We start from the raw sequence: 22,580 nt of genomic DNA, 5'->3' as shown, positions 1-22,580 counted from the left end.
TCAGGGCACCAGGGCTTCGCCGATCACGCCCTTGGCGAAAATGAAGTTGGCATAGGGCTGCAGCTCGCCGGTGTGGACGATGGCGTAAGCCTTGCGCACGCGGTCGTAGAAGGCAAAGCGCTCCTCGGCCTTGCATTGTGCCGAACGTGCCCAGCCCGAGCTTTCCAGCAACTCGACCATGCGGCGCTGGAAGGCGCTGCGGTAGCCGCTGGGTGTGTCGCTCACCTGCATGTAGGCCACCGGCTGGGCCTGGCCGGCGTCGAGCGGCAACAGCGACAGCACGGCGGCGCTGGCGCGCTCCACACCGACGCCGGGCAGGGTGATCACCGGCTTGCCGCGGCCCAGGCTGGCGGCGGTGAAGTTGGCGTCGGTGACGACGATCTCGTCGCCATGGCCCATCTCGGCCAGCACGCGCAGCAGCTCGGGGGTGAGCAGGGGGTCTATGCCCTTGAGCATGGTGGCTCCCTCAGTGCGCCAGGCACTCGGCCGGGATCTGCTCGGGCGCCATCGCGCCGGTCATCACCGCCACGGTGTCGCTCATGCTGATCTTCTTCGGGTTCAGCACCGCGGCGCGCCGGCCGAGGCGGGCGACATGGATGCGGTCGGCGATCTCGAAGACGTGGGGCATGTTGTGGCTGATCAGGATCACCGGCAGGCCCTTGTCGCGCACACGGCGTATCAGCTCGAGCACCATATTGCCTTCCTTGACGCCCAGCGCCGCGGTCGGCTCGTCGAGGATCACCACATGCTCGGCAAAGGCGGCGGCGCGCGCCACCGCCACGCACTGGCGCTGGCCGCCCGAGAGCGTCTCGACCGCCTGCGTCATCGAGCGGATGCCAACCTTGAGGTCGTTCATGCGCGCGATGCTGATCTCGAGCATCTTCTTCTTGTCCAGCATGCGCAGCACATTGCCCAGGAAGCCCTCGCGACGCAGCTCGCGGCCGAGGAAGAGGTTCTCGGCGATGGTCATGGCCGGCGCCACCGCCAGGTCTTGATAGACCGTCTCGATGCCGACGCGGCGCGCGTCGATGGGGCTCTTGAAGTGGATGGGCTTGCCGTCCAGCTCGATGGTTCCCTCGTCGGGGATGGTGGCGCCCGACAGCGCCTTGATGAGGCTGGACTTGCCGGCGCCGTTGTCGCCGATCACGGCCAGGATCTCGCCAGCGCGCAGCTCGAAGTCGGCGCCGTCCAGGGCCGTGACCTGGCCGTAGCGCTTGACCAGGCCCTGGGCCTTCATGACGATGCGGGGTGCGCTCATTTCAACGCCCTCCCTTTCTGGAGAGTTGATCGATGGCCACCGCCAGGATCACCAGCACGCCGGTGATCAGCACCTGGTAGACCGACTGCACGCCCATCAGCGTGAGGCCGTTGCGCAGCACGCCCACGATGACGGCGCCGATCAGGGTGCCCAGCACCACGCCGCGGCCACCGAAGAGGCTGGTGCCGCCCAGCACCACGGCGGTGATGGCGTCCAGGTTCTCGGTCTGGCCGGCATTGGGGTCGCCGACGCCGGTGCGCGCCACCGACAGCAGCGAGGCGATGCCGTAGAAGATGCCGGCCAGCACGTAGACGCCGAGCAGCACGCGTTCGGTGGGAATGCCGGTGAGGCGTGTCGCTTCGGGGTTGTTGCCCACGGCGTAGACGTGGCGTCCGGCGGCGGTCTCGCGCAAGTAGAACCAGACGCCCAGGTAGAGCATCAGCATCAGCACCGAGCCGTAGCTCACCGCCGTGCCGCCTAGCGCGAAGCTGTTGCCCAGCCAGGTCATGGCTTCGGGCACCTCGGTGACGGTCTGGGCATTGGAATAGAGCTGGGTGATGGCGAAGGCGATGTTCAGCGTGCCCAGCGTGACGATGAAGGGCGGCAGCTTGATGCGCGTGACCAGCAGGCCATTGATGAGGCCGAAGCCGGCCGTGACGGCGATGCCGCACAGGATGGCCACGGGGCCCGGCAGGCCGAGGTCGGCCGCGAACTTGGTCATCACGATGCTGCCCAGGGCCATCACCATGCCGCAGGACAGGTCGATGCCGGCGGTGAGGATGATCAGGGTCTGGCCGATGGCGATCACACCCACCACCATCACCTGCTGCAGGATGAGGGCGAAGTTCTCGCTCGACAGGAAGCGGTCGCTTTGCGTCGCGAACACCGCGCAGGCCAGCAGCAGCGCGATGAAGGGGCCCAGCGTGCCTATGGACGGCAGCTGGATGGCGGGTTTGCTCATCGGATGGTCTCTTTCTTCTTCGGGCCAGCCCGGTCACGCCAACCTGTTGCCGCTGGTGGCGTCGAACAGATGGGCGGTGGCCGGATCCCACTGCAGGTACACGTTCTCGCCCACGGTGTGACGCACCGCGCCGGGCACGCGCGCCGTCAGCGGGCCGATGGCGGTGTCCACCGTGACATAGGTTTCCGGGCCGGTGGGCTCGACGATGTCCAGCCGCCCGGCCAGGCCGCTGGTGGCAAAGCCCAGGTGCTCGGGCCGCAGGCCATAGGCCAGGCCCGTGGTGCCGGCGGCTGCCATCGCGGCGCGCTGGGCTTCGGTAACGGCCAGGGCCTGGCCCTGGCACTGCACGCCCTGGGCGCCGAATTCGGCGCTCACCAGGTTCATCGCCGGCGAGCCGATGAACTCGGCCACGAAGCGGGTGGCCGGGCGGGTGTAGATGTCGTCGGGCGTGCCGAACTGCTGCACCGTGCCTTCCTTCATCACCGCGATGCGATCGCCCAAGGTCATGGCCTCGACCTGGTCGTGCGTGACGTAGACCGTGGTCGTGCGCGTGCGCTGGTGCAGGCGCTTGATCTCGGCGCGCATCTCGACGCGCAGCTTGGCGTCGAGATTGGACAGCGGCTCGTCGAAGAGGAAGAGCTTGGGGTCGCGCGCCAGCGCCCGCCCCATCGCCACGCGCTGGCGCTGGCCGCCCGAAAGCGCGCCGGGCTTGCGCTCGAGCAGGTGGCTGATCTGCAGCATCTCGGCCACGCGCTGCACGGTGACGTCGCGTTCGGCCTTGGGCACCTTGCGCATTTCCAGCGCGAAGGCGATGTTCTCGGCCACCGTCATGTTGGGGTAGAGCGCATAGCTCTGGAACACCATGGCGATGTCGCGGTCCTTGGCCGGCAGGTAGGTGACGTCGCGGTCGCCGATGTGGATGCTGCCGCTGGTGGGGTGGTCGAGCCCGGCGATCATGCCGAGCAAGGTGCTCTTGCCGCAGCCCGAGGGGCCGACGAGGATGAGGAATTCGCCGGCCTCGATCTCGATGTCGATGCCGCGCAGGATCTCCAGCTTGCCGAAGGTCTTGCGGATGCCGCTGATGGTGAGTGCGCCCATGTTCTTGTTCAGCCTTTCACGGCACCGGCCGTGAGGCCGCGCACGAAGTACTTGCCGGCGACGGCGTAGACGAAGAGCGTCGGCAGCGCGGCGATCAGCGCCGCGGCCATGTCGACGTTGTATTCCTTGACCGAGCTGGTGGTGTTGGTCAGGTTGTTCAGGCCCACCGTCACCGGCTTGCTGTCGGCGCCCGAGAAGACGACGCCGTAGAGGAAGTCGTTCCAGATGTTGGTGAACTGCCAGATCAGCGTGACGACGATGATGGGCGTACACAGCGGCAGCACGATGCGCCAGAAGATCTGCCAGAAGCCGGCGCCGTCGAGCATGGCGGCCTTGATCAGCTCGTCGGGCAGGCCGACGCAGTAGTTGCGGAAGAACAGCGTCGTGCTCGGGATGCCGGCCAGCACATGCACCAGGATCAGCCCGTAGAGCGAGCTGGCAATGCCCAGCCAGCCGAGGATCTGGCTCATCGGCAGCAGCACCACCTGCATCGGCATGAAGACGCCGAAGAGCAGCAGCGCGAACAGCGTCTCGCTGCCCGGAAAGCGCCACTTGGTGAGCACATAGCCGTTGACGGCGCCGATGGCGGTGGACACCAGCACGGCCGGAATGGCCACCATCAGCGAGTTGATGAAATAGGGGCGCAGGCCGCCGCAGTCGGTGCCTGTGCAGGCCGACGACCAGGCGCGCACCCAGGAGTCGACCGTGGGCGCCGTGGGCAGGGCCAGCAGGCCGGTCTCGCGCACCTGGTTCATGTCCTTGAGCGAGGTCACGACCATCACGTACAGCGGCGTCAGGAACCAGGCCGCGAACAGCAGCAGCACGGCCCACAGCAGCAGGCGGTGCCAGGTGAACTTGTTCATCGGCGCACCCTCAGTTCGGAATAGAGATAGGGCACGACGATGGCCGCCACGGTGGCCAGCATCACCATCGCGCTGGCCGCGCCGAGGCCGATCTGGCCGCGCGAGAAGGCCATCGCGTACATGAAGGTGGCGGGCAGGTCGGTGGCGTAGCCGGGGCCGCCGGCGGTGAGCGCCATCACGAGGTCGAAGCTCTTGATGGCCAGGTGGCTCACCACCATCAGCGTGCTGAAGAACACCGGCCGCAGGCTGGGCAGCACGATGCGCAGGTAGATGCGTGGCAGGCTGGCGCCGTCGACCTGGGCGGCCTTGATGATGGCTTCATCCACGCCGCGCAGCGCGGCCAGGAAGAGGGCCATCACGAAACCTGCGCTCTGCCACACGCCGGCGATGGCGACGCAGTAGATGGCGCGGTCGGGGTTGATCAGCCAGTCGAAGACGAAGCCCTCGAAGCCCCAGCCGCGCACCACATGCTCGACGCCCAGGCCGGGGTTGAGCAGCCACTTCCAGGCCGTGCCGGTGACGATGAAGCTGATCGCCATCGGGTAGAGGTAGACCGTGCGCAGCAGGCCTTCGGCGCGGATCTTCTGGTCCAGCAGCACCGCCAGCAGCAGGCCCAGGGCCATGGCGCCGCCGATGAAGAGGCCGCCGAAGATGGCCATGTTGCGCAGCGCGACGTGGAAGCGCTCGCTTTCCCACAGCACGGCGTACTGCTGGAAGCCGACGAAGTCGTAGTTGGGCAGCAGCCGCGAGGCCGAGAGCGACAGGTAGCCGTTCCAGGCCATGAGGCCGTAGATGAAGGTGAGGCCCAGCAGGAAGCTGGGCGCCACCACCAGCCGCGGCAGCCAGGGCGTGCGCAGGGAGGCGGGGGCGGACATGGCCGTCGCGCTCGGTGTCGGGGCTGCGGGGCGTCAGCGCGTCTTGGCCGCGGCCACGAGGCGGGTCTGCGCTTCCTTGGCCGTCATCTTGTCGGCGTTCCAGAACTGGCTCACCACGTCCTTGATCGCGCCTTCGGTGGCCGAGGGCACGGCCATGCCGTGGGCGATGGAGGGCACGAGCGAGCCGCTCTTGGCGTCGGCGACGAAGTCCTTGGACGAGAGCTTGGCGCAGTCGTCGAACTTGGCCAGGTCAACGCCCAGGCGCACCGGGATCGAGCCCTTGTTGAGGTTGAACACCTCCTGGAAGGCCGGCGCCATGATGGCCGCAGCGAGGTCGCTCTGAGCCTTCTGGTTGTCGGCGTTCTTGATCTTGAAGAGCGCGAACGAATCGATGTTGAAGGTGAAGGCGGCGGCCGTGCCGGGGGCGGCGACGCAGACGAAGTCCTTGCCCGGTGCCTTGCCGGCGGCGATGAACTCGCCCTTGGCCCAGTCGCCCATCAACTGCATGCCGGCCTCGCCCTTGATGACCATGGCGGTGGCCAGGTTCCAGTCGCGGCCGGGCGCGTTCTTGTCGGTGTAGCTCTTGACGCGCTTGAAGGTGGCGAGCACCTTCTCCATCGTCGCGCCCGACAGCGTGGCCGGGTCGAGCTGCACCAAGGCCTTCTTGTAGAAGTCGACACCGCCCACGCCCAGAGCCACCGATTCGAAGGTGGTGAAGTCCTGCCAGTTCTGGCCGCCGTGGGCCACGGGGATGATGCCGGCCTTCTTCAGCGCCTCGGCGGCGGTGAAGAACTCGTCCCAGGTCGTCGGCATCTTGGCGCCGGCCTTCTGGAAGGCGGCCGGGTTCGCCCACAGCCAGTTGACGCGGTGTACGTTCACCGGCACAGCGATGTAGTTGCCCTTGTACTTCATGACGTCGGACACCGCCTTGGGCAGCACCTCGTCCCACTTCTCGGCCTTGGCCACGGCATCCATGTTGGCCAGCACGCCCTCGGCGGCCCATTCCTGCAGCGAGGGGCCCTTGATCTGGGCCGCGGCCGGCGCATTGCCCGAGACGACGCGGCTCTTGAGTACCGTCATTGCGGCGTCGCCGCCGCCGCCGGCCACGGCGAAGTCCTTCCAGCCGTGGCCCTTGCCCTGCATCGTGGCCTTCAGCGCCGACGCGGCCTTGGCCTCGCCGCCGCTGGTCCACCAGTGCAGCACCTCGACTTCACCGGCCTGGGCGCCGGCGGCGACAACCAGGGCGCTGACCAGGGCAACGAGGCGCAGGGCGCCGGCTTGACGTGCGATCTTCATGAACGGTCTCCGTTGATTTTTGACATTGGGGGATGTGCCGAGGCCGCGCAGTTGCGCGCCGCGGACGGCGGCTGGATTGCCGCCGGTCTTGTACAGCGAATGCTCCCCGTGGGCCAGTGGGGCTTAAGCGGCTGGCGCCGCGCTCGCCATCCGGGCGGATCGCGCCGCCCGGGCCCTGGGGCTTACTTTTTGCCCCAGCAAAGCTCGGTGCCGACCTTGGTGTCCTTGCTCTCGATGCCGGCCAGCGGCTTGCCGGCGATCAGGGTCACGCCGGTGTCGGTGTAGCCGGCCACCTTCTTGCCGGACTTGGCGTACTCGACGCCGGCGGCCACCCCCATCGAGGCCATCTTCAGCGGGTACTGCTGCGAGGTGGCGGCGATGACGCCCGCGGCCACGTCCTTGACGCCATCGCAGCCGCCGTCGACCGAGACGATGACCACGCCCTTGTCCTTGCCCGCCGTCTTCAGCGCCTTGAAGGCGCCGGCCGCGGCCGGCTCGTTGATGGTGTAGACCAGGTTGATGTCGGGGTTCTTCTGGAGGCAGTTCTCCATCGCCGTCTGGCCCTTGGCGCGGTCGCCGAAGCTGTCGGCCATGCACACCACCTCGGCGGCCGTGCCCAGGTCATTGCTCTTGGCGTCGGGCGCGGCGAGGCCGAAACCCTTGAGGAAGCCGTTGTGGCGCTGCGCGCCCACCGGGTGGCCGGGGAAGAGGTCGAGCGTGGCGATCTTGGCCGGCTTGCCGCCCAGCGCCGCCTTGGCGTACTGGCCGATCAGCACGCCGGCCTTGTAGTTGTCGGTGGCGAAGAGGGCATCGGTGGCGTCCGCGGGGTCGGTGGGGCTGTCGAGCGCGATCACCATCACGCCCTTGGCCTGGGCCTTCTTGATCGCCGGCACGATGGCCTTGGAGTCGCTGGGCGTGATCAGGATGGTCTTGGCGCCGCCGGCGATCATGTTTTCCATCGCCGTCACCTGGCCGGCGTTGTCGCCGTCGGCCTTGCCGGCACCCGACAGCAGCTTGGCGCCCTTGGCCTTGGCCTCGGCGGCCGCGCCTTCCTTCATCTTCACGAAAAAGGGGTTGGTCTCGGTCTTGGTGATGAGGCCGATGACGGGCTCGCCAGCGGCGCCGGCCAGGCCGGTGGAGGCCAGGAGCAGCGCCGCCAGGGTGGTGCGGGCAAAGGTGGCTTGGGTGTTCATGGGTGGAGTCTCCTCAGGGGGGTGGGCAGCCGGTGCAGTGCCGGTGCCATGAATTTTGATAGCCGCGAATAAATAAATCAAGGTGATTGATTAATGGAAAACCCGATGGTCTCCCTCTCGCGGCGCCGGCATGATGCGCGCCATTCGTTGATCGGTCCAACCGAGGAGAAAGACCATGTTTGTCGTCGCGGGCGAAGCCTTGATGGACGTCTTTCCCTCCGCCAGCACGGCCACCGGCATGACGATGGATGCACGCATCGGTGGCAGTCCGCTCAATGTGGCGATAGGCCTGGCGCGCCTGGGGCGGCAGGTGGCGTTTTTCGGCGCGCTCTCGCAGGGCCCGCTGGGCGACCGGCTGGCGCAGGCCCTGGCGGACGAGGGCGTGGGCCTGGCGTGCAGCGTGCGCCTGGCTGCGCCCACCACGCTCAGCCTGGTCGGCCTGGATGCGCGCGGCGTGCCCGACTACGCTTTCTATGGCGAGGGCGCGGCCGACCGCCTGCTGCCACTGTCGGCGCTGGCCCAGGTGCCGGCCGGCGCCGAGGCCTACCAATTCGGCAGCTATGCGATGGTGGTGGAGCCGGTGGCCGCCACCCAGCGCGCCCTGGTCGAGCGCGAGCACGCGCGCAGCGTCGTTGCCTACGACCCCAATATCCGCCTCAACGTCGAGCCCGACATCCAGCGCTGGCGCGACACCGTGCAGTGGATGCTGCCGCGCACCACGCTGTTGAAGATCAGCGATGAAGATCTGGGCTTGCTGCACCCGGGTGCCGACCCCGCGGCGCTGGCGCGGCAGTGGTTGGCCGCCGGCGTGGCCCTGGTGGTGGTGACGCGCGGCGCCAAGGGCGCCTGGGCCTGGACGGCGCAGCAGCATGTGGCCGTGCCGTCACGCCCGCTGAAGCTGGTGGACACCGTGGGCGCCGGCGACACCTTCCAGGCCGCGCTGCTGACCGCGCTGGCCGAGCGCGCCCTGCTGTCTCGCGCCGGCATGGCCGGCCTCGGCGCCCAGGCGCTGAGCGACATCCTGGGCTTCGCCGCCCATGCGGCCGCCATCACCTGCTCGCGGCGCGGCGCCGACCTGCCCAGGCGCCGCGAGCTACCCGCCTGAGGCACGCCGCTACAGCCGCACCAGCGCCGCCGCGCGCACGCCCAGCAGGCGCAGGCGGCGGCTGAGGTCGACGCGCTTGAGGCACAGGCCTGCGGCATGGCGGATGGCGGCGGCGTCGGCCACCGGCTCGGGCAGTGTGAGATCGCGCGTCACGGTCTTGAAATCCTCGAAGCGCAGCTTGATGCCGATGGTGCGGCCGGCATAGCCCTTGCGCTGCAGGTCGATGGCCACCTGCTCGGCCAGCTGGGTGAAGACGCGGCCCAGTTCCTCGCGGTCGCGCACCGCGTGCAGGTCGCGGTCGAAGGTGGTCTCGCGGCTCATGCTCACCGGCTCGCTGTGCAGGCTGAGCGGGCGCTCGTCGATGCCGTTGGCCGCCTCGTGCAGCCAGCGGCCGTAGCTGCGGCCGAAGTGCGCCACCAGGCGCTCGCGCGGACAGGCTGCCAGCTCGCCGATCAGTCGCAGGCCCAGCGCCTGCAACCGGGCGCCGGCCTTGGGGCCGATGCCGTTGATGCGCCGCACCGGCAGCGGCCAGATGCGCGTCGCCACGTCGGCCGCGGTCAGCACCGTCAGGCCGTCGGGCTTGTCCAACTCGCTGGCGATCTTGGACAGCAGCTTGTTCGGCGTCACGCCCACCGAGCAGGTCAGGCCGGTGGCGCGCTTCACCGTGTTGCGGATCTCCTGCGCCACCGCGCGCACGCCGCCGGTGGCGTCGTGGCCGACGGCGTCCTGCGCGCCGTGTACGTCGCTCAGGTCAATATAGATCTCGTCGATGCCGCGGTCCTCGATCAGCGGCGCCACCTCGGCCACCGCGGCCTTGAACCGGCGTGAGTAGTCGCGGTAGCGCTCGAAGTCCACCGGCAGCAGCACCGCCTGCGGCGCCAGCGCCGCTGCCTTCATCAGCCCCATGCCGGAATGCACGCCGTGGTCGCGCGCCGCATAGGTGGCGGTGGTGATGACGCCGCGCCCGGCATAGCCGGCCAGCGTGGCATAGCGGCGCGTGCCGTCGGGCTGCAGCTGGGGCTGGTGGCGCCGCCCGCCGCCGATGACCACCGCCTGGCCGAACAGATCGGGGTAGCGCAGCAACTCCACCGACGCATAGAAGGCGTCCATGTCGAGGTGGGCGATCCAGCGGCGGGGGCTCAAGGAGGGCAGGGTGCGTGGGGCGACCAATAGCGTAGCGCGCCGCGGCGCCGCAGGCCGACGTTGTTCCCGGACGACTTTTTGTGGCGACCGACACACTTTGAAATGCAAATGTGCGAATTGCACATTTATACTAGCGCCATGCGGTGGCCAAGGCGGCTGGCGCGTCCTGAACTGGAGATAGACATGATGAAGCTTCGCTTTCCCAACTGGCGCGCCGCCCTGGCCGTCACGACTTTCGGCGCCGCGGCGCTGCTGGCTGCCTGTGGCGGCGGTGGCGGAGATGCCGGCACCAGCCCCCTGGGCACGGCCACGGATGTGACCTATGCCCAGGGCGCCATTGCCGGCCTCGGCTCCATCATCGTCAACGGCGTGCGCTTCGACGACAGCGGCGCCACGGTCGAGGACGAAGACGGCAACCGCCTCGACGACCCGCGACAGCTCAAGATGGGCATGATGGTCCAGGTTGACGCTGGCGCAGTCACCCCGGGCACCACCACCACCCCCGGGACGGCCGTGGCCCGCCGCGTGCGCTTCGGCAACGAGATCGTCGGGCCCATCGGCATCGTCGACGTCGCCGCCAAGACGGTGGTCGTGCTCGGCCAGACGGTGCTCATCAATGAAAGCACTTGGTTCGATGACAGCAGCCTGAGCGGCGGCCTGACGGCCCTGGCGGCGTTGCCCGCCGGCTCGGCCATCGAGGTGCATGGCATCCTGAACCAGACCACGCTGCAGATCACCGCCACCCGTATCGAGGCCAAGCCCAATGCCACGTCCTACCGCCTGCGCGGCGTGGTCAGCGATTTGAAGCCTGACAAGACCTTCAAGATCGGCAGCGAGCTGATTTCCTACGCCACCCTCGCCGCGGCCGACTTGCCGTCGAACCTCAAGGACGGCGTGGTCGTGCGCACCCAGCTTGCACTCGCCAAGGACGCCACCAACGGCGCTTGGGTGGCCACCAAGCTGCGCAGCGGCGTGCGTGCCGCCGAAGGCCGGCGTGAGGCCGAAGTCGAAGGCACGATCACCGCCTTCACCTCGCCCACCAGCTTCGAGATCAACGGCCTTGAGGTCGTCGCCAGCGGTGCCGCCACCGTGTTCTTCCCGGCCGACAAGAGCGGGATCGTCCTTGGCGCACGGGTCGAGGTCGAGGGCAGCATCGTCGACAGCAAGCTGATCGCCACCAAGGTGAAGGTCGAGGACGAACATAGGAGCGGCCGTGTTGAGAGGGAATTCCATGGCCTGGTTGGCACGCTCGACCCTGTGGCCAAGACCTTTGTGGTTCGCGGAGTGACCGTCTCGTATGCCAACGCCACCTTCCGCGGCGGCGTCGCCGCCGACCTGGCCAAGATCCCGGCCCCGCGCGTCGAGGTCAAGGGCACGCTGAATGCCACGGGCACCGGCATCGACGCCATCCGTATCAGCTTCGAGAACTGATCCTCAGTACCTGAGCGACCCGTGGGCCGGCAGCTACATTCGGGCTGCCGGCCCACTCTCACATGAACAACCCCTTGTCCTCGTCACCGATGCCCGACGCCAGCCCCGAGCAGCAGGCGCTGCAGCAGGCCCTGGCCGGCATGATGTCGTCGGTGGCGCGCCTGTCGGTGGCGCGCGGCCTGCCCTACGCGGCGGTCGAGGAAATGCTGCGCATCGCCTTCGTGCAGGCCGCAGCGCGCGCCCATCCGGGCCTGCCCGAGCACCGCAAGGTCAGCCGCATCAGCACCACCACCGGCATCAACCGCCGCGAGGTCACCCGCCTGGTCGGACTGCAGGAGGCGCGCACGGCGCCGCGCGCCCGCTCGCTGGTGAGCGAGGTCTTCGCCCACTGGCGCACTCATATCCCCTACCGCGATGCGGAGGGTCAGCCGCGCGAACTGCCGCGCCAGGGCCCGGCGCCCAGCTTCGAGACCCTGGCCCATGAGGTCACGCGCGACGTCCACCCCCGAAGCCTGCTCGACGAACTCTGCCGCCTGGGCCTGGCGGCCTGGGACGAGGCCGCCGACACGGTGGCACTGGCGCGCGACGCCTTCGTGCCCCATGGCGACCGCGTGCGCCTGCTGGGCCTGCTGGGCGACAACGTGGGCGACCACCTGCGCGCCGCGGTCGACAACGTGCTGGCCGACGACCGCACCCACTTCGAACAGGCACTGTTCGCCGATGGCCTGTCGCTGGAAAGCGTGGAATCGATACGGCCGCTGGTGCGCGAGCAATGGCAGACTGTCCTGGCCGCCCTGGTGCCGACGCTGGAAGCGCGCATCGCGGCCGATGTCGAAATCCCGCCCGCGCAGCAGCGCCGCCTGCGCGTGGGCCTCTACACCTATCAGGAAGAGGCCGCGCCCGCGGCCTCGCCGTCACCGTCCCCAACGGCCCTCGAGCCGAGGAAAGCCTGAAATGAATTCATCGAAATCTGGCATCTTGTTGTCGCCGCTGCAGGGCTTGTCCCGGGGCTGGCGCCTGCTGTTGCTGGCTGTCGCGACCAGCGCCGCCGTGCTGGGCTGCGGCGGCGGCGTCGGCACCGGGGGCACGGGCTCGTTCTCGACTTCGTATTCATCGGGCAGCATCACCGGCCTGGGTTCGGTGACCGTCAACGGCGTGCGCTACGACGACAGCCAGGCCGTGGTGGAAGGCGAGGGCCTCAGTGGCGGTCGCCGTGACCTTCGCTTGGGCATGACGGTGGACGTCGACAGTGGCCCCGTCACCACCACAGCCACCGGCGCCATCGCTACCGCCACCCGTATTCGCGTCGACAGTGAACTGGTCGGGCCGGTCAACGCCGTCGACCGCGCAGCCAGCAGCCTCACGGTGCTGGGCCAACGCGTGCTGGTCGATGTGACGACCGACTTCGACGACCGGCTGCCGGCAGGCCGCTTGGACGGCTTGCTCGTCGACAGCAAGGTGCAGGTGTTCGCGGTCTTTGACCCGGCGCAATCCGCTTACCGCGCCTCGCGCATCGAGCCGGTCGCGGACACGCGCGCCTGGCATCTGCGCGGGCCGCTGGCAGCCGTGGATGCGCAGTCGGTGCGCATCGGCGCCGTCAGCTACAGCTATGCCGGCGTTGCCGCGCCGGCCAACCTGGCCGTGGGCCAGTTCGTGCGCCTGACGCTCAGTGGCTCTGGCCTGCCTGCCGGAACTTACGCGGTCACCGGCTTCGGCGTCGCGCTGCGGGTGCTGGCCGATGCCGACGACCTGAAGTTCAAGGGACTGGTGAGCGCTCTTGACTCGCTGAGCAGCTTTTCCGTCAACGGCCGCCCGGTCGATGCCCGCGGCGCCACGCTGGTGCCGGCTGGTGGGGCGGGTCTGGTGCTGGGTGCTCGCGTCCAGATCAAGGGCCAGGTGCGCGGCGGCACGCTGCGTGCGACCGAGGTCAGCGTGGTTACCGAAGACGAGGAGCATCAAGCCGGGCTCGAACTACACGGCAGCATCGACTCGGTCAATCGCGACACGTCCAGCCTGGTTTTGCGCGACACCGACGACCGCCTGCACATCGTCGGCTTTGGTGGGCCGGTGCGCTACCGCGACAACAACCGCTCGGCCGCCGATCTGCAGCGCGGTGCCAGGGTCGAGATCAAAGGCCTCCCATCGGCCGATGGACGCAGGCTGGAGGCCACCGACATCCGCTTCGAATAGCGCCGACTTGGCGGCGCGGCGCTCAGCCGGCCGCCAGCCGCGCCCGATGCCGTTCGATCTGCGCCTGCACCTGGGCCGGCGCCGTGCCGCCCAGGCTTTGCCTTGAAGCCAGCGAGCCGCGCAGCGTCAGCACCGCGTACACGTCCTCGGCGATGGCGGCGTTGAAGCCCTGCAGCGTGGCCAGCGGCAGCTCGGCCAGGTCCAGGCCCTGCTGGATGGCCACCTTCACTGCATGGGCCACGGTCTCGTGGGCGTCGCGGAAGGGCAGGCCCTTCTGCACCAGGTAGTCGGCCAGGTCGGTGGCGGTGGCGTAGCCGCGCAGCGCGGCACGCTCCATCGCCTCGGGCTTGACGCGGATGCCGCCCACCATCTCGGCCATGATGCGCAGCGTGTCGGCCAGGGTGTCGACGGTGTCGAACAGCGGCTCCTTGTCCTCCTGGTTGTCCTTGTTGTAGGCCAGGGGCTGGCCCTTCATCAGCGTGATCAGGCCCATCAGGTGGCCGACGACGCGCCCGCTCTTGCCGCGCGCCAGTTCGGCGACATCGGGGTTGCGCTTCTGCGGCATGATGGAAGAGCCGGTGCAGTAGCGGTCGGCAAGGTCGATGAAGCCGAAGTTCTGGCTCATCCACAGCACCAGTTCCTCGGCCAGGCGCGAGACATGCACCATGCAGATGGCTGCGAACGAGGTGAACTCGAGCGCGAAGTCGCGGTCGCTCACCGCGTCCAGGCTGTTGCCGCAGACGCCGTCGAAGCCCAGCGCTCGCGCCACCGCCTCGCGGTCAATCGGGTAGCTGGTGCCGGCCAGCGCGGCGGCGCCCAGCGGCAGGCGGTTGGTGCGCCGGCGCAGGTCGGCCAGGCGTTCGCCGTCACGCGCGAACATCTCGACATAGGCCAGCAGGTGGTGGGCAAAGCTCACCGGCTGCGCCACCTGCATGTGGGTGAAGCCGGGCATCACGGTCTCGGTGTGCGCCGCAGCCAGGCTCACCAGGGCGCCTTGCATGCCGGCCAGCAGGCTGGCGATCTTGTCGATCTCGCCGCGCAGCCACAGGCGCACGTCGGTGGCGACCTGGTCGTTGCGACTGCGGCCGGTGTGCAGGCGCTTGCCGGCGTCGCCCACCAGGGCCGTCAGCCGCGCCTCGATGTTGAGGTGAACGTCTTCCAGTTCCAGCTTCCACTCGAAGCGGCCGGCTTCGATTTCTTCGACGATCTGCGCCATGCCGCGGCGGATGTCGGCCAGGTCTTGCGCGGCGATCACGCCCTGGGCGGCCAGCATGGCAGCATGGGCCAGGCTGCCCTCGATGTCGGCCCGCCACAGGCGCTGGTCGAAGCCCACGCTGGCGGTGTAGCGCTTGACCAGTTCGCTCATGGGCTCGCTGAACAGGGCCGACCAGGCCTGTTGCTTGTTGGCCAGGGGGTCTTGGGAGAGGTCGTTGGACATGCGCGCCGGACCGCAAAGCGGGCCTCGGATAAGGGGGTGCTTATTATCCGGCGCAGCATGGGGCAAGCGTCTTGAGCCCGCCACCGGCGGCAGATACCGACTTCCAGGCCACCGAGGCTCGGCTGCCCGCCCCTGGGCTGCCGCCGGTGTTGGCCCGCTTTGACCCCGAGGCCGAGGCGCGCGCCCGCGACCTGGCGCGGGCCGCGGCGGCCTTCGATGTCTGCCACCCGGCGCTGGCCTTGCGCGCCGTGCTGCTGGTGCAGGCCGTGCTGGCCGTGGTGGCGCTGGGCGGCGCGGCCACGGCCGCCGATTGGGGCGCGCGCCAGGCGTCACTCGCCTTTGGCGGTGCCGGCGGCAGCCTGCTCTGGCTGGTGGCTGTGTGCGCGGCGCGGCGGCCGCTGGGTCGGCTGGGCCCCATGGGTCGTTCTGCCGTCGTGCTGGGCCTGGGCGCGGCATCGGCCGTTGCCGTGTGGCTGCCGCTGGCCTGGGCCGGCCTGGTGCAGGGCGGCACGCTGCGCGGCGCCGGCGTGCTGCTGGCCGGCGCCGGCTTCGCGGCCCTGCTCTGGGCCTGGCTGGACCTGCGTGCGCGCATCCGCCAGCCGGCCGATGCCAGCGCCCGCCTGGCCGAGCTGCAATCGCGCATACGCCCGCACTTTCTCTTCAACGCGCTCAACACCGCGCTGGCCCTGGTGCAGGTCGACCCCGAGCGCGCCGAGGCCGTGCTCGAGGACCTGGCCCAGATCTTCCGCACCGCGCTGGCCGAGGTCGGCGCCTCGGTCTCGCTGGCCGAGGAGATCGACCTCGCGCGCCGCTACCTGGCCATCGAGCAGGTGCGCTTCGGCGCGCGGTTGCAGGTGCAGTGGCAGATCGACCCCGCGGTACACGCCGCCCGCGTGCCGCCGCTGGTGCTGCAGCCGCTGGTGGAGAACGCGGTGCGCCACGGCATCGAGCCGGCCTCGCGCGGCGGCCGCGTCAGCGTGAGCGCCAGCCTGCAGCGCGGCCAGGTCGTGGTGCTGGTCAGCAACACCCTGGGCGACGCGCCCGGCAGCCCCGGCCACGGCATGGCGCTGCACAACATCCGCGAACGCCTGCGCCTGCTGCACGACGTGGCGGCGCAGTGCGATGTCTGGCGCGAGGAGGGCCAGTTCCACGCCCGCATCATGCTGCCGGCGCCCTGATGAACATCCTGATCGTCGACGACGAAGAACTGGCCCGGCTGCGCCTGCGCACGCTCGTTGCCGGCCTGCCCGAACTGAATGCCCGCGTGGTGGGCGAGGCCGCCGACGCCGACCAGGCCCTGGCCCTGCTGCGCGCCGAGGCGGTGGACGTGGTGCTGCTCGACATCCACATGCCCGGCCGCGACGGCCTGCGCCTGGCGGCCGAGTTGCGCGCGCTGCCGCAGCGGCCGGCCGTCATCTTCGTCACCGCGCACGCCGAGCACGCGCTGCAGGCCTTCGAGCTGGCGGCGCTGGACTACCTGACCAAGCCGGTGCGGCGTGAGCGCCTGCTGGCCGCGCTGCAGCGCGTGCCGCGGCCAATTGCCGCTGCCGCATCAGCGGCGGTGCCTGTGGTCGAGGCCCCGGTGCTGGTGGTCAGCGACCGTGGCCGCGTGCTGCGCCTGCCGCTGTCAGAGCTGCTGCTGCTGCGCGCCGAGCAGAAATACGTGACGTTGCGCACCGCCACGCAAAGCCATCTGCTCGACGACTCGCTGGCCGATCTGGAGCAGCGCCTGGGCGATGCCGTGATCCGCATCCACCGCAGCACCCTGGTGGCGCGCCATGCGGTGCGCGCGCTGGAACTGCGCAGCGGCGGCGAGGACGACGGCAGCGGCGACGGCTGGGCCGTGCGCCTGGCCGGCGTTGACGAGTGGCTGCCGGTATCGCGCCGTCAGGTGGCCGCGGTGCGTGCCGCGCTCGAAGCCGCCGCCGCGCCGCCACCGTGATCGGTCAGCCTGTGTTGCGCAGACCCGCCGCAATGCCGTTGATCGAGAGGTGGATGCCGCGCTGAAGCCGCTCCACGCCCTCTTGCCCGTCGCGTCGATTGCGGTAGCGGCGCAGCAGTTCCACCTGCAGGTGGTTGAGCGGGTCCAGATAAGGAAAGCGGTGGGCGATGGAGCGCGCCAGCGCCGCATTGCTCTGCAGCCGCTCGGCTTCGCCGGTGATCAGCGAAAGCGCATCGTGGGCGCGTTGCCACTCGGCCTTGAGCGCGCCGAAGATGCGGCGGGCCACGGCCTTGTCCTCGACCAGTTCGACATAGCGGGTGGCGATGCGCAGGTCGCTCTTGGCCAGCACCATGTCCAGGTTGGACAGCAGGGTGCGGAAGAAGGGCCACTGGCGGTGCATGCGCTGCAGCAACTCGATGCGGGCCTCGCGTTCGCCTTCTGACAAGAAGGCCTCGATGGCGCTGCCGAAGCCGCACCAGCCCGGCAGCGCCATGCGGCACTGGCCCCAGCTGAAGCCCCAGGGGATGGCGCGCAAATCCTCGATGGCGCGCGTGGCCTTGCGGCTGGCCGGGCGGCTGCCGATGTTCAGCTCGGCGATCTCGCGTATCGGCGTGGCGGCGAAGAAGTAGTCGGTGAAGCCTGGCGTGCCATAGACCAGCTTGCGGTAGGCGTCATAGCTGGCCTGGCTGATGGCGGCGGCGGCCTCCAGAAAGGCCTTGGGCGCGCTCTTGGTGGGGTGCAGCAGCGTCGCCTCCAGCGTGGCCGCCACCAGGGTTTCGAGGTTGCGGCGGCCGATCTCGGGATGGGCGTACTTGCTGGCGATGACCTCGCCCTGCTCGGTGAGGCGGATCTGCCCGTTCACCGTGCCCGGCGGCTGGGCCAGGATGGCCTGGTAGCTGGGGCCGCCGCCGCGGCCCACCGTGCCGCCGCGGCCGTGGAAGAGGCGCAGCGTCAGCGGCTGGCCGTCCTGCTGCAGGCCGGCGAAGAGTTCGACCAGCGCGGTCTCGGCGCGGTACAGCTCCCAGTTGCTGGTGAAGAAGCCGCCGTCCTTGTTGCTGTCGCTGTAGCCCAGCATCACGTCCTGCTCGCCGCCGCTCTTCAGCACCAGTTCGCGCACGCCGGGCAGGGCGTAGAACTCGCGCATGATGGGTTCGCTGCGGCGCAGGTCGCCGATGGTCTCGAACAGCGGCACGGTGATCAGGGCCGCCAGCGCGGCGTCATCGCCCGCGCCGTCCAGCGTGCCGGTGACGAGGCCGGTCTCCTTCTGCAGCAGCAGCACCTCGAGCAGGTCGCTCACCTCCTCGGTGTGGCTGATGATGTAGTGGCGGATGGCCTCGCGGCCATAGGCGGCCAGCGCCTCGCGCGCCGCCTCGAAGATGGCCAGTTCGCCCGCGGCCAGCGCTGAATAGGTGGCGCCGTGTACGCGCAGGGGGCGCGCGTCGTTGAGCAGCGCCAGCAGGCACTGGCGGCGTGCCGTCTCGTCGAGCGCGCTGTAGTCGGGCACGATGCGCGCCACCCGCAGCAGTTCGGCCACCACGGCCTCGTGGTGGTCGGAGCTCTGGCGCAGGTCCAGCGTGGCGAGGTGGAAGCCGAAGACCTGCACCGCGCGCATCAGCGGCGCCAGGCGCGGGCCCACCAGGGCCTGGGCGTGCTGGGCGGCGAGCGAGCGCTCTACCACCTGCAGGTCGGCCAGGAATTCGTCGGCGCCGGCATAGGGGTCTTGCGGCGCCACCGCGTGGCGCAGGGCCTCGGTGCCGGTCAGGCGCTGCAGCGTCGCCGCCAGGCGCGCGTAGAGGCCGATCAGCGCGCGCCGGTAGGGCTCGTCGCGGCGGTGTTCGTTCTGGTCGGGCGAGCGCTCGGCCAGCGTCTGCATCTCGGGCGTCACCGGCGCCAGCGTGCCCGACATCGACAGCTCGGCGCCCAGCGCGTGTACTTCGGTGAGGTAGAAGCGCAGCGCCACCTCGGACTGGCGCGCGAGCGCGTGGCGCAGCGTGGCGGCGCTGACGTTGGGGTTGCCGTCACGGTCGCCGCCAATCCAGTGGCCCATGCGCAGAAAGCTCGCCACCGGATGGCCGGGCAGGGCGCGTTCGAGGTCGCGGTAGAGCTTGGGGATTTCGCGCAGGAAGGTGGCCGGGTAGTAAGAGAGCGCGTTCTCGATCTCGTCGGCCACCGTCAGCTTGGCGGTGCGCAGCATGCGCGTCTGCCAGAGCTGGGTGACGCGGGCGCGGATCAGGGCCTCGTTGTCGGCGCGGCGCTCGGCGCTGGCGATCTCGTCGCGTTCGCCCACCAGGGCGGCGATGGCCCGCTCTGCGTCGAGGATGCTCTTGCGCTGCACCTCGGTGGGGTGGGCGGTGAGCACCGGCGAGATATAGGCGTGGCGCAGCGCAGCGGCGATGTCGGCGCTGCGGTGGTCGGCGCGGTGCAGGCGCTCGAAGGCCAGGGCCAGCGAGCCTTCCTGAAGGTCGCCGGCCTGCTCGTGTACGGCGCGGCGGCGCACATGGTGGCGGTCTTCGGCGATGTTGGCCAGGTGGCTGAAATAGCTGAAGGCGCGGATCACCGTCACCGTCTGGTCGGTGGTGAGGTTCTTGAGCAGGCGGTCGAGCACGCGCCCGGCGCTGGCGTCGGCCTTCAGGCGGTAGGCCACCGAGAGCTGGCGCACGCGCTCGATCAGCTCGAAGGCGGCCGCGCCTTCCTGCTCGCGGATCACATCGCCGAGGATGCGCCCTAGTAACCGGATATCCTCGACCAGCGGCTTGTTCTTCGCCGCTGCGTCGCCTTCAGGGGCGCGGCTGCTCGATTTCGTGCGCGGCTGCGCGGCTTCTCGCTTGCTGTTGGTGCGTGGCATGGGGGCTCGCGACGATGTAACCAGGTTACCAATTCTGCCTGCAAGACGCGCGCCTGACCAGGGCCGGAGGGCCGGCCGGTGGCTGGCTATCATCGCGGGCATGAACGCCGACACCATCATCGCCACGCGCGAAAGCCGCCTTGCCCTGTGGCAGGCCGAACATGTGCGCGACGCGCTCACGGCGCGCTTCGGCCTGCGCGTGGAACTGCTGGGCATGACCACCCGCGGCGACCAGATCCTCGACCGCAGCCTGTCCAAGGTGGGTGGCAAGGGCCTCTTCGTCAAGGAACTGGAGACCGCGCTCGAAGAGGGCCGTGCCCACCTGGCGGTGCATTCGCTCAAGGACGTGCCCATGGACCTGCCTGAGGGCTTCGTGCTCGCCGCGGTGTGGGAGCGCGAGGACCCGCGCGACGCCTTCGTCTCCAACCGCTATGCCAGCCTGGCCGAGCTGCCGCAGGGCGCCGTGGTCGGCACCTCCAGCCTGCGCCGCGTGGCCCAGCTGCTGGCGCAGCGGCCCGACCTGCGCATCGAGCCGCTGCGCGGCAACCTCGACACCCGGCTGCGCAAGCTCGACGAAGGCGGCTACGACGCCATCGTGCTGGCGGCCGCCGGCCTCAAGCGGCTGGGCCTGGCCTCGCGCGTGCGCGGCTGCTTCGAGATCGACAGCATGATCCCGGCCGCCGGCCAGGGCGCGCTGGGCATCGAGGTGCGCGCCGACGCGCAGGCGCTGCGCGCCACGCTGGCCCAGACCAGCCACGCCCCCACGCTGCTGGCCACCGCGGCCGAGCGCGCCGTCTCGCGCGGCCTGGGCGGCAGCTGCAGTGTGCCGCTGGCCGCCCACGGCGTCTGGCAGGGCAGCGTGCTGCAACTCCATACCGCGCTGGGCGATGCCGAGGCGCCGACGCGGCCACTGCTGCGCGCCAGCGTGGCGGCGCCGGTGGCCGACGAGGCCGCCGCCCTGGCCCTGGGTGCCGAGGCCGTGGCCCGCCTCACCGCCGCCGGCGCACGCGACTACCTGCACACCTGATGCGGCTGATCGTCACCCGCCCGGCGGAACAGGCCGCGCGCTGGGTGCTTGAGTTGCGTTCGTTGGGCGTCGACGCTCAGCCGCTGCCGCTGCTGGCCATCGCCCCGTTGGCCGACGCGTCGCCCCTGCGCCAGGGCTGGCAAGACCTGGCCGGCTGTGCGCTGGCGATGTTCGTCAGCGCCAACGCGGTGCAGCACTTCTGCGCCGCGCGCCCCGACGGCCTGGCCTGGCCGGCGGGCACGCTGGCCGGCTCTACCGGGCCCGGCACTTCGGCGGCGCTGCGGGCGGCCGGGGTGCCGGAAGCGAATCTCGTGGAGCCCGCCGCTGACGCGCCCGCCTTCGACAGCGAGGCGCTGTGGGCGCGCCTGGCCGCGCGTGATTGGGCCGGCCGCCGTGTGCTCATCGTGCGCGGCGAGGACGGCCGCGACTGGCTGGCCGAAACGCTGCGTGTGCGCGGCGCCGAACCACGGTTCCTGGCTGCCTACCGCCGCCTCGCGCCCGTGCCCGACGCGGCCGGCGCCGCCCTGCTGCAGGCCGCACTGGCCGCGCCGCGGGATCACGCCTGGCTGCTGAGCAGCAGCGAGGCGGTGCAACATCTGTTGCAGCTGGCGCCGGGCGCCGACTGGTCGGCCTCGCTGGCGCTGGCCACCCATCCGCGCATCGCGGCCACGGCGCGCGGTGCCGGCTTCGGCCGCGTCGGGGATGTGGCGCCGACGCCCGCCGACGTGGCCAGGGCCCTGGTCGGCCTTGCCGATCCCGCCGGCATGGGCGGAGCCCGGTCGATACAATCCGGCTCCCAGTGAGCGACTCGCCCGCAACCCCCTCTGCCGAGCCCGCCGTGGCCGCCGTCGCCGTGCCCGTGGCCGCCGCGCCCATGGCGGCCCCCGGCCAAGGCCGCTGGATTGCCGCCGGCGCCGCGTTGCTGGCGGCCCTGGCCGCGGCGGCGCTGGTGCTGGCCTGGAACACCCAGCAGCGCGTCAAATCGCTCGAGGCCGAACTGGTGCGGCGCCAGCAGGACAGCGGCAACCAGGCCGCCGAGGCGCGCGTGCTGGCCAAGCAGGCCGAGGGCACATCGCGCGAGATCGCCGCCAAGCAGGCGCTGCTTGAGGCGCGCGTCGCCGAAACCTCGCTGCAGCGCACCCAGATCGAGGAGCTGATCCAGTCGCTGGCGCGTTCGCGCGACGAGAACGTGCTGGCCGACATCGACGCCGCCCTGCGCGTGGCGCTGCAGCAGACCGCCATCACCGGCAGTGCCGAGCCTCTGGTGCTGACGCTCAAGCAGGCCGACGAGCGGCTGGCCCGCTTCAACCAGCCGCGGCTGGAGCGCGTGCGCCGTGCCGTGGCCCAGGATCTGGACCGAGCGCGCACGGCCGGCGTCACCGACATCACGGTGCTGACCATCCGCCTGGACGAGGCCATACGCCTGGTCGACGATCTGCCGCTGCAATCATCGCCCGAGCGCCGCGCGGCCGCCGAAGCGCCCGCCGCCACGCCGCCGGCGGCGCCGGCCTCGGGCGCCAGCTGGAGCCTGGCCCTGCCGGCGCAGTGGCGTGACTTCGGCGCCGTGCTTTGGCGCGAGGTGAAGGGCCTGGTGCGCGTGACGCGCATCGAGCACCCTGAGGCGATGCTGGTGGCGCCCGAACAGGCCTGGTTCCTGCGCGAGAACCTCAAGCTGCGCCTGCTGAATGCCCGCCTGGCCTTGCTGTCGCGCCAGTTCGACACTGCCCAATCCGACCTGCGCGACGCCCAGGCGGCGCTGGACCGCTATTTCGAGCGCGGCGCGCGTCGCGTCGTGCTGGCCAGCGAGACGGTGCGCCAGGTTGCCGCCCAGGCGCGGCTGGTGGCCGTGCCGCGGCCCGATGCCACGCTGGCGGCCATCGCCACCGTCGCCGCGGGCCGCTGAGGCGGCGCCGGC

20 protein-coding genes are annotated in these 22,580 nt (G+C 70.3%); 9 read left to right on the top strand and 11 right to left on the bottom strand.

Going from position 1 to position 22,580, the window contains the following annotated elements; translation table 11 throughout:
• From JMV16_RS10390 to JMV16_RS10355, 8 genes are all read right to left on the bottom strand, one after another.
• Entirely contained in the window at positions 1–456 is a 456-nt protein-coding gene (locus JMV16_RS10390; RefSeq protein ID WP_201494168.1) for an RbsD/FucU family protein, read from the bottom strand.
• Positions 457–466: 10 nt separating this feature from the next.
• A complete protein-coding gene (locus JMV16_RS10385) occupies positions 467–1,258 on the bottom strand; it encodes an ATP-binding cassette domain-containing protein (protein WP_201494167.1) in 792 nt (263 codons plus the stop codon).
• 1 nt (position 1,259) lies between these two features.
• The gene (locus tag JMV16_RS10380) at positions 1,260–2,219 is read right to left on the bottom strand and encodes an ABC transporter permease (RefSeq protein ID WP_201494166.1); all 960 of its coding nucleotides are present in this window, start codon (positions 2,217–2,219) and stop codon (positions 1,260–1,262) included.
• Positions 2,220–2,252: 33 nt separating this feature from the next.
• Positions 2,253–3,317, bottom strand: a complete 1,065-nt coding sequence (locus JMV16_RS10375; protein ID WP_201494165.1) for an ABC transporter ATP-binding protein — start codon at positions 3,315–3,317, stop codon at positions 2,253–2,255.
• 8 nt (positions 3,318–3,325) lie between these two features.
• Positions 3,326–4,180, bottom strand: coding sequence for a carbohydrate ABC transporter permease (locus tag JMV16_RS10370; protein ID WP_201494164.1), 855 nt, complete (start codon positions 4,178–4,180; stop codon positions 3,326–3,328).
• A complete protein-coding gene (locus tag JMV16_RS10365) occupies positions 4,177–5,055 on the bottom strand; it encodes a carbohydrate ABC transporter permease (RefSeq protein ID WP_201494163.1) in 879 nt (292 codons plus the stop codon). Before JMV16_RS10365 ends, JMV16_RS10370 begins: the two co-directional genes overlap by 4 nt.
• Positions 5,056–5,088: 33 nt before the next feature.
• Positions 5,089–6,351 (bottom strand): ABC transporter substrate-binding protein, encoded by a 1,263-nt coding sequence (locus JMV16_RS10360; RefSeq protein WP_201494162.1) that lies wholly within the window; start codon positions 6,349–6,351, stop codon positions 5,089–5,091.
• A 182-nt stretch (positions 6,352–6,533) separates the two neighbouring features.
• Positions 6,534–7,544: a sugar ABC transporter substrate-binding protein gene (locus tag JMV16_RS10355; RefSeq protein WP_201494161.1), complete on the bottom strand. Its 1,011-nt coding sequence runs from the start codon at positions 7,542–7,544 to the stop codon at positions 6,534–6,536.
• Positions 7,545–7,719: 175 nt separating this feature from the next.
• Here JMV16_RS10355 and JMV16_RS10350 point away from each other — a divergent pair, with 175 nt between their 5' ends.
• Positions 7,720–8,649, top strand: a complete 930-nt coding sequence (locus tag JMV16_RS10350; protein WP_201494160.1) for a carbohydrate kinase family protein — start codon at positions 7,720–7,722, stop codon at positions 8,647–8,649.
• Positions 8,650–8,658: 9 nt separating this feature from the next.
• Here JMV16_RS10350 and JMV16_RS24210 read toward each other — a convergent pair whose 3' ends face one another.
• A complete protein-coding gene (locus JMV16_RS24210; protein WP_411565029.1) occupies positions 8,659–9,759 on the bottom strand; it encodes a Y-family DNA polymerase in 1,101 nt (366 codons plus the stop codon).
• Positions 9,760–9,975: 216 nt separating this feature from the next.
• Here JMV16_RS24210 and JMV16_RS24205 point away from each other — a divergent pair, with 216 nt between their 5' ends.
• From JMV16_RS24205 to JMV16_RS10330, 3 genes are all read left to right on the top strand, one after another.
• Complete coding sequence (locus tag JMV16_RS24205; RefSeq protein ID WP_236580449.1) at positions 9,976–11,223, top strand: DUF5666 domain-containing protein; 1,248 nt, start codon at positions 9,976–9,978, stop codon at positions 11,221–11,223.
• A gap of 62 nt (positions 11,224–11,285) precedes the next feature.
• On the top strand, positions 11,286–12,176 hold the full coding sequence (locus tag JMV16_RS10335; protein ID WP_201494157.1) for a DUF6502 family protein: 891 nt from the start codon (positions 11,286–11,288) through the stop codon (positions 12,174–12,176).
• A gap of 1 nt (position 12,177) precedes the next feature.
• Positions 12,178–13,413 carry a DUF5666 domain-containing protein gene (locus JMV16_RS10330; protein WP_201494156.1) on the top strand — a complete coding sequence of 412 codons (1,236 nt, stop codon included), beginning with the start codon at positions 12,178–12,180 and terminating at the stop codon, positions 13,411–13,413.
• Between the two features lie 22 nt (positions 13,414–13,435).
• Here JMV16_RS10330 and argH read toward each other — a convergent pair whose 3' ends face one another.
• Positions 13,436–14,851, bottom strand: a complete 1,416-nt coding sequence (gene argH, locus JMV16_RS10325; protein WP_201494155.1) for an argininosuccinate lyase — start codon at positions 14,849–14,851, stop codon at positions 13,436–13,438.
• A gap of 71 nt (positions 14,852–14,922) precedes the next feature.
• Here argH and JMV16_RS10320 point away from each other — a divergent pair, with 71 nt between their 5' ends.
• Both JMV16_RS10320 and JMV16_RS10315 read left to right on the top strand, forming a co-directional pair.
• The gene (locus JMV16_RS10320; RefSeq protein WP_236580448.1) at positions 14,923–16,029 is read left to right on the top strand and encodes a sensor histidine kinase; all 1,107 of its coding nucleotides are present in this window, start codon (positions 14,923–14,925) and stop codon (positions 16,027–16,029) included.
• Positions 16,029–16,793 (top strand): LytR/AlgR family response regulator transcription factor, encoded by a 765-nt coding sequence (locus JMV16_RS10315; protein ID WP_201494154.1) that lies wholly within the window; start codon positions 16,029–16,031, stop codon positions 16,791–16,793. Before JMV16_RS10320 ends, JMV16_RS10315 begins: the two co-directional genes overlap by 1 nt.
• Positions 16,794–16,797: 4 nt before the next feature.
• Here JMV16_RS10315 and ppc read toward each other — a convergent pair whose 3' ends face one another.
• A complete protein-coding gene (ppc, locus tag JMV16_RS10310) occupies positions 16,798–19,758 on the bottom strand; it encodes a phosphoenolpyruvate carboxylase (protein WP_411565023.1) in 2,961 nt (986 codons plus the stop codon).
• On the opposite strand from ppc, the gene hemC reads away from it, so the two are divergent.
• The 3 genes from hemC to JMV16_RS10295 are packed head-to-tail and all read left to right on the top strand — an operon-like array spanning position 19,739 to position 22,568.
• The gene (hemC, locus tag JMV16_RS10305; RefSeq protein ID WP_201494152.1) at positions 19,739–20,665 is read left to right on the top strand and encodes a hydroxymethylbilane synthase; all 927 of its coding nucleotides are present in this window, start codon (positions 19,739–19,741) and stop codon (positions 20,663–20,665) included. The genes ppc and hemC overlap by 20 nt on opposite strands.
• On the top strand, positions 20,665–21,468 hold the full coding sequence (locus tag JMV16_RS10300) for a uroporphyrinogen-III synthase (RefSeq protein WP_201494151.1): 804 nt from the start codon (positions 20,665–20,667) through the stop codon (positions 21,466–21,468). The genes hemC and JMV16_RS10300 overlap by 1 nt, the downstream gene beginning before the upstream one ends.
• A 35-nt stretch (positions 21,469–21,503) precedes the next feature.
• Positions 21,504–22,568, top strand: a complete 1,065-nt coding sequence (locus JMV16_RS10295) for a uroporphyrinogen-III C-methyltransferase (protein ID WP_236580447.1) — start codon at positions 21,504–21,506, stop codon at positions 22,566–22,568.
• Positions 22,569–22,580 lie beyond the last annotated feature (12 nt).

The sequence above is a fragment of the Rubrivivax sp. A210 genome (genome assembly GCF_904426505.1).
Classification (GTDB): domain Bacteria; phylum Pseudomonadota; class Gammaproteobacteria; order Burkholderiales; family Burkholderiaceae_C; genus Rubrivivax.
Note: the sequence above shows the minus strand (reverse complement) of the source record. Positions and strands in the feature narration are given on the sequence as shown.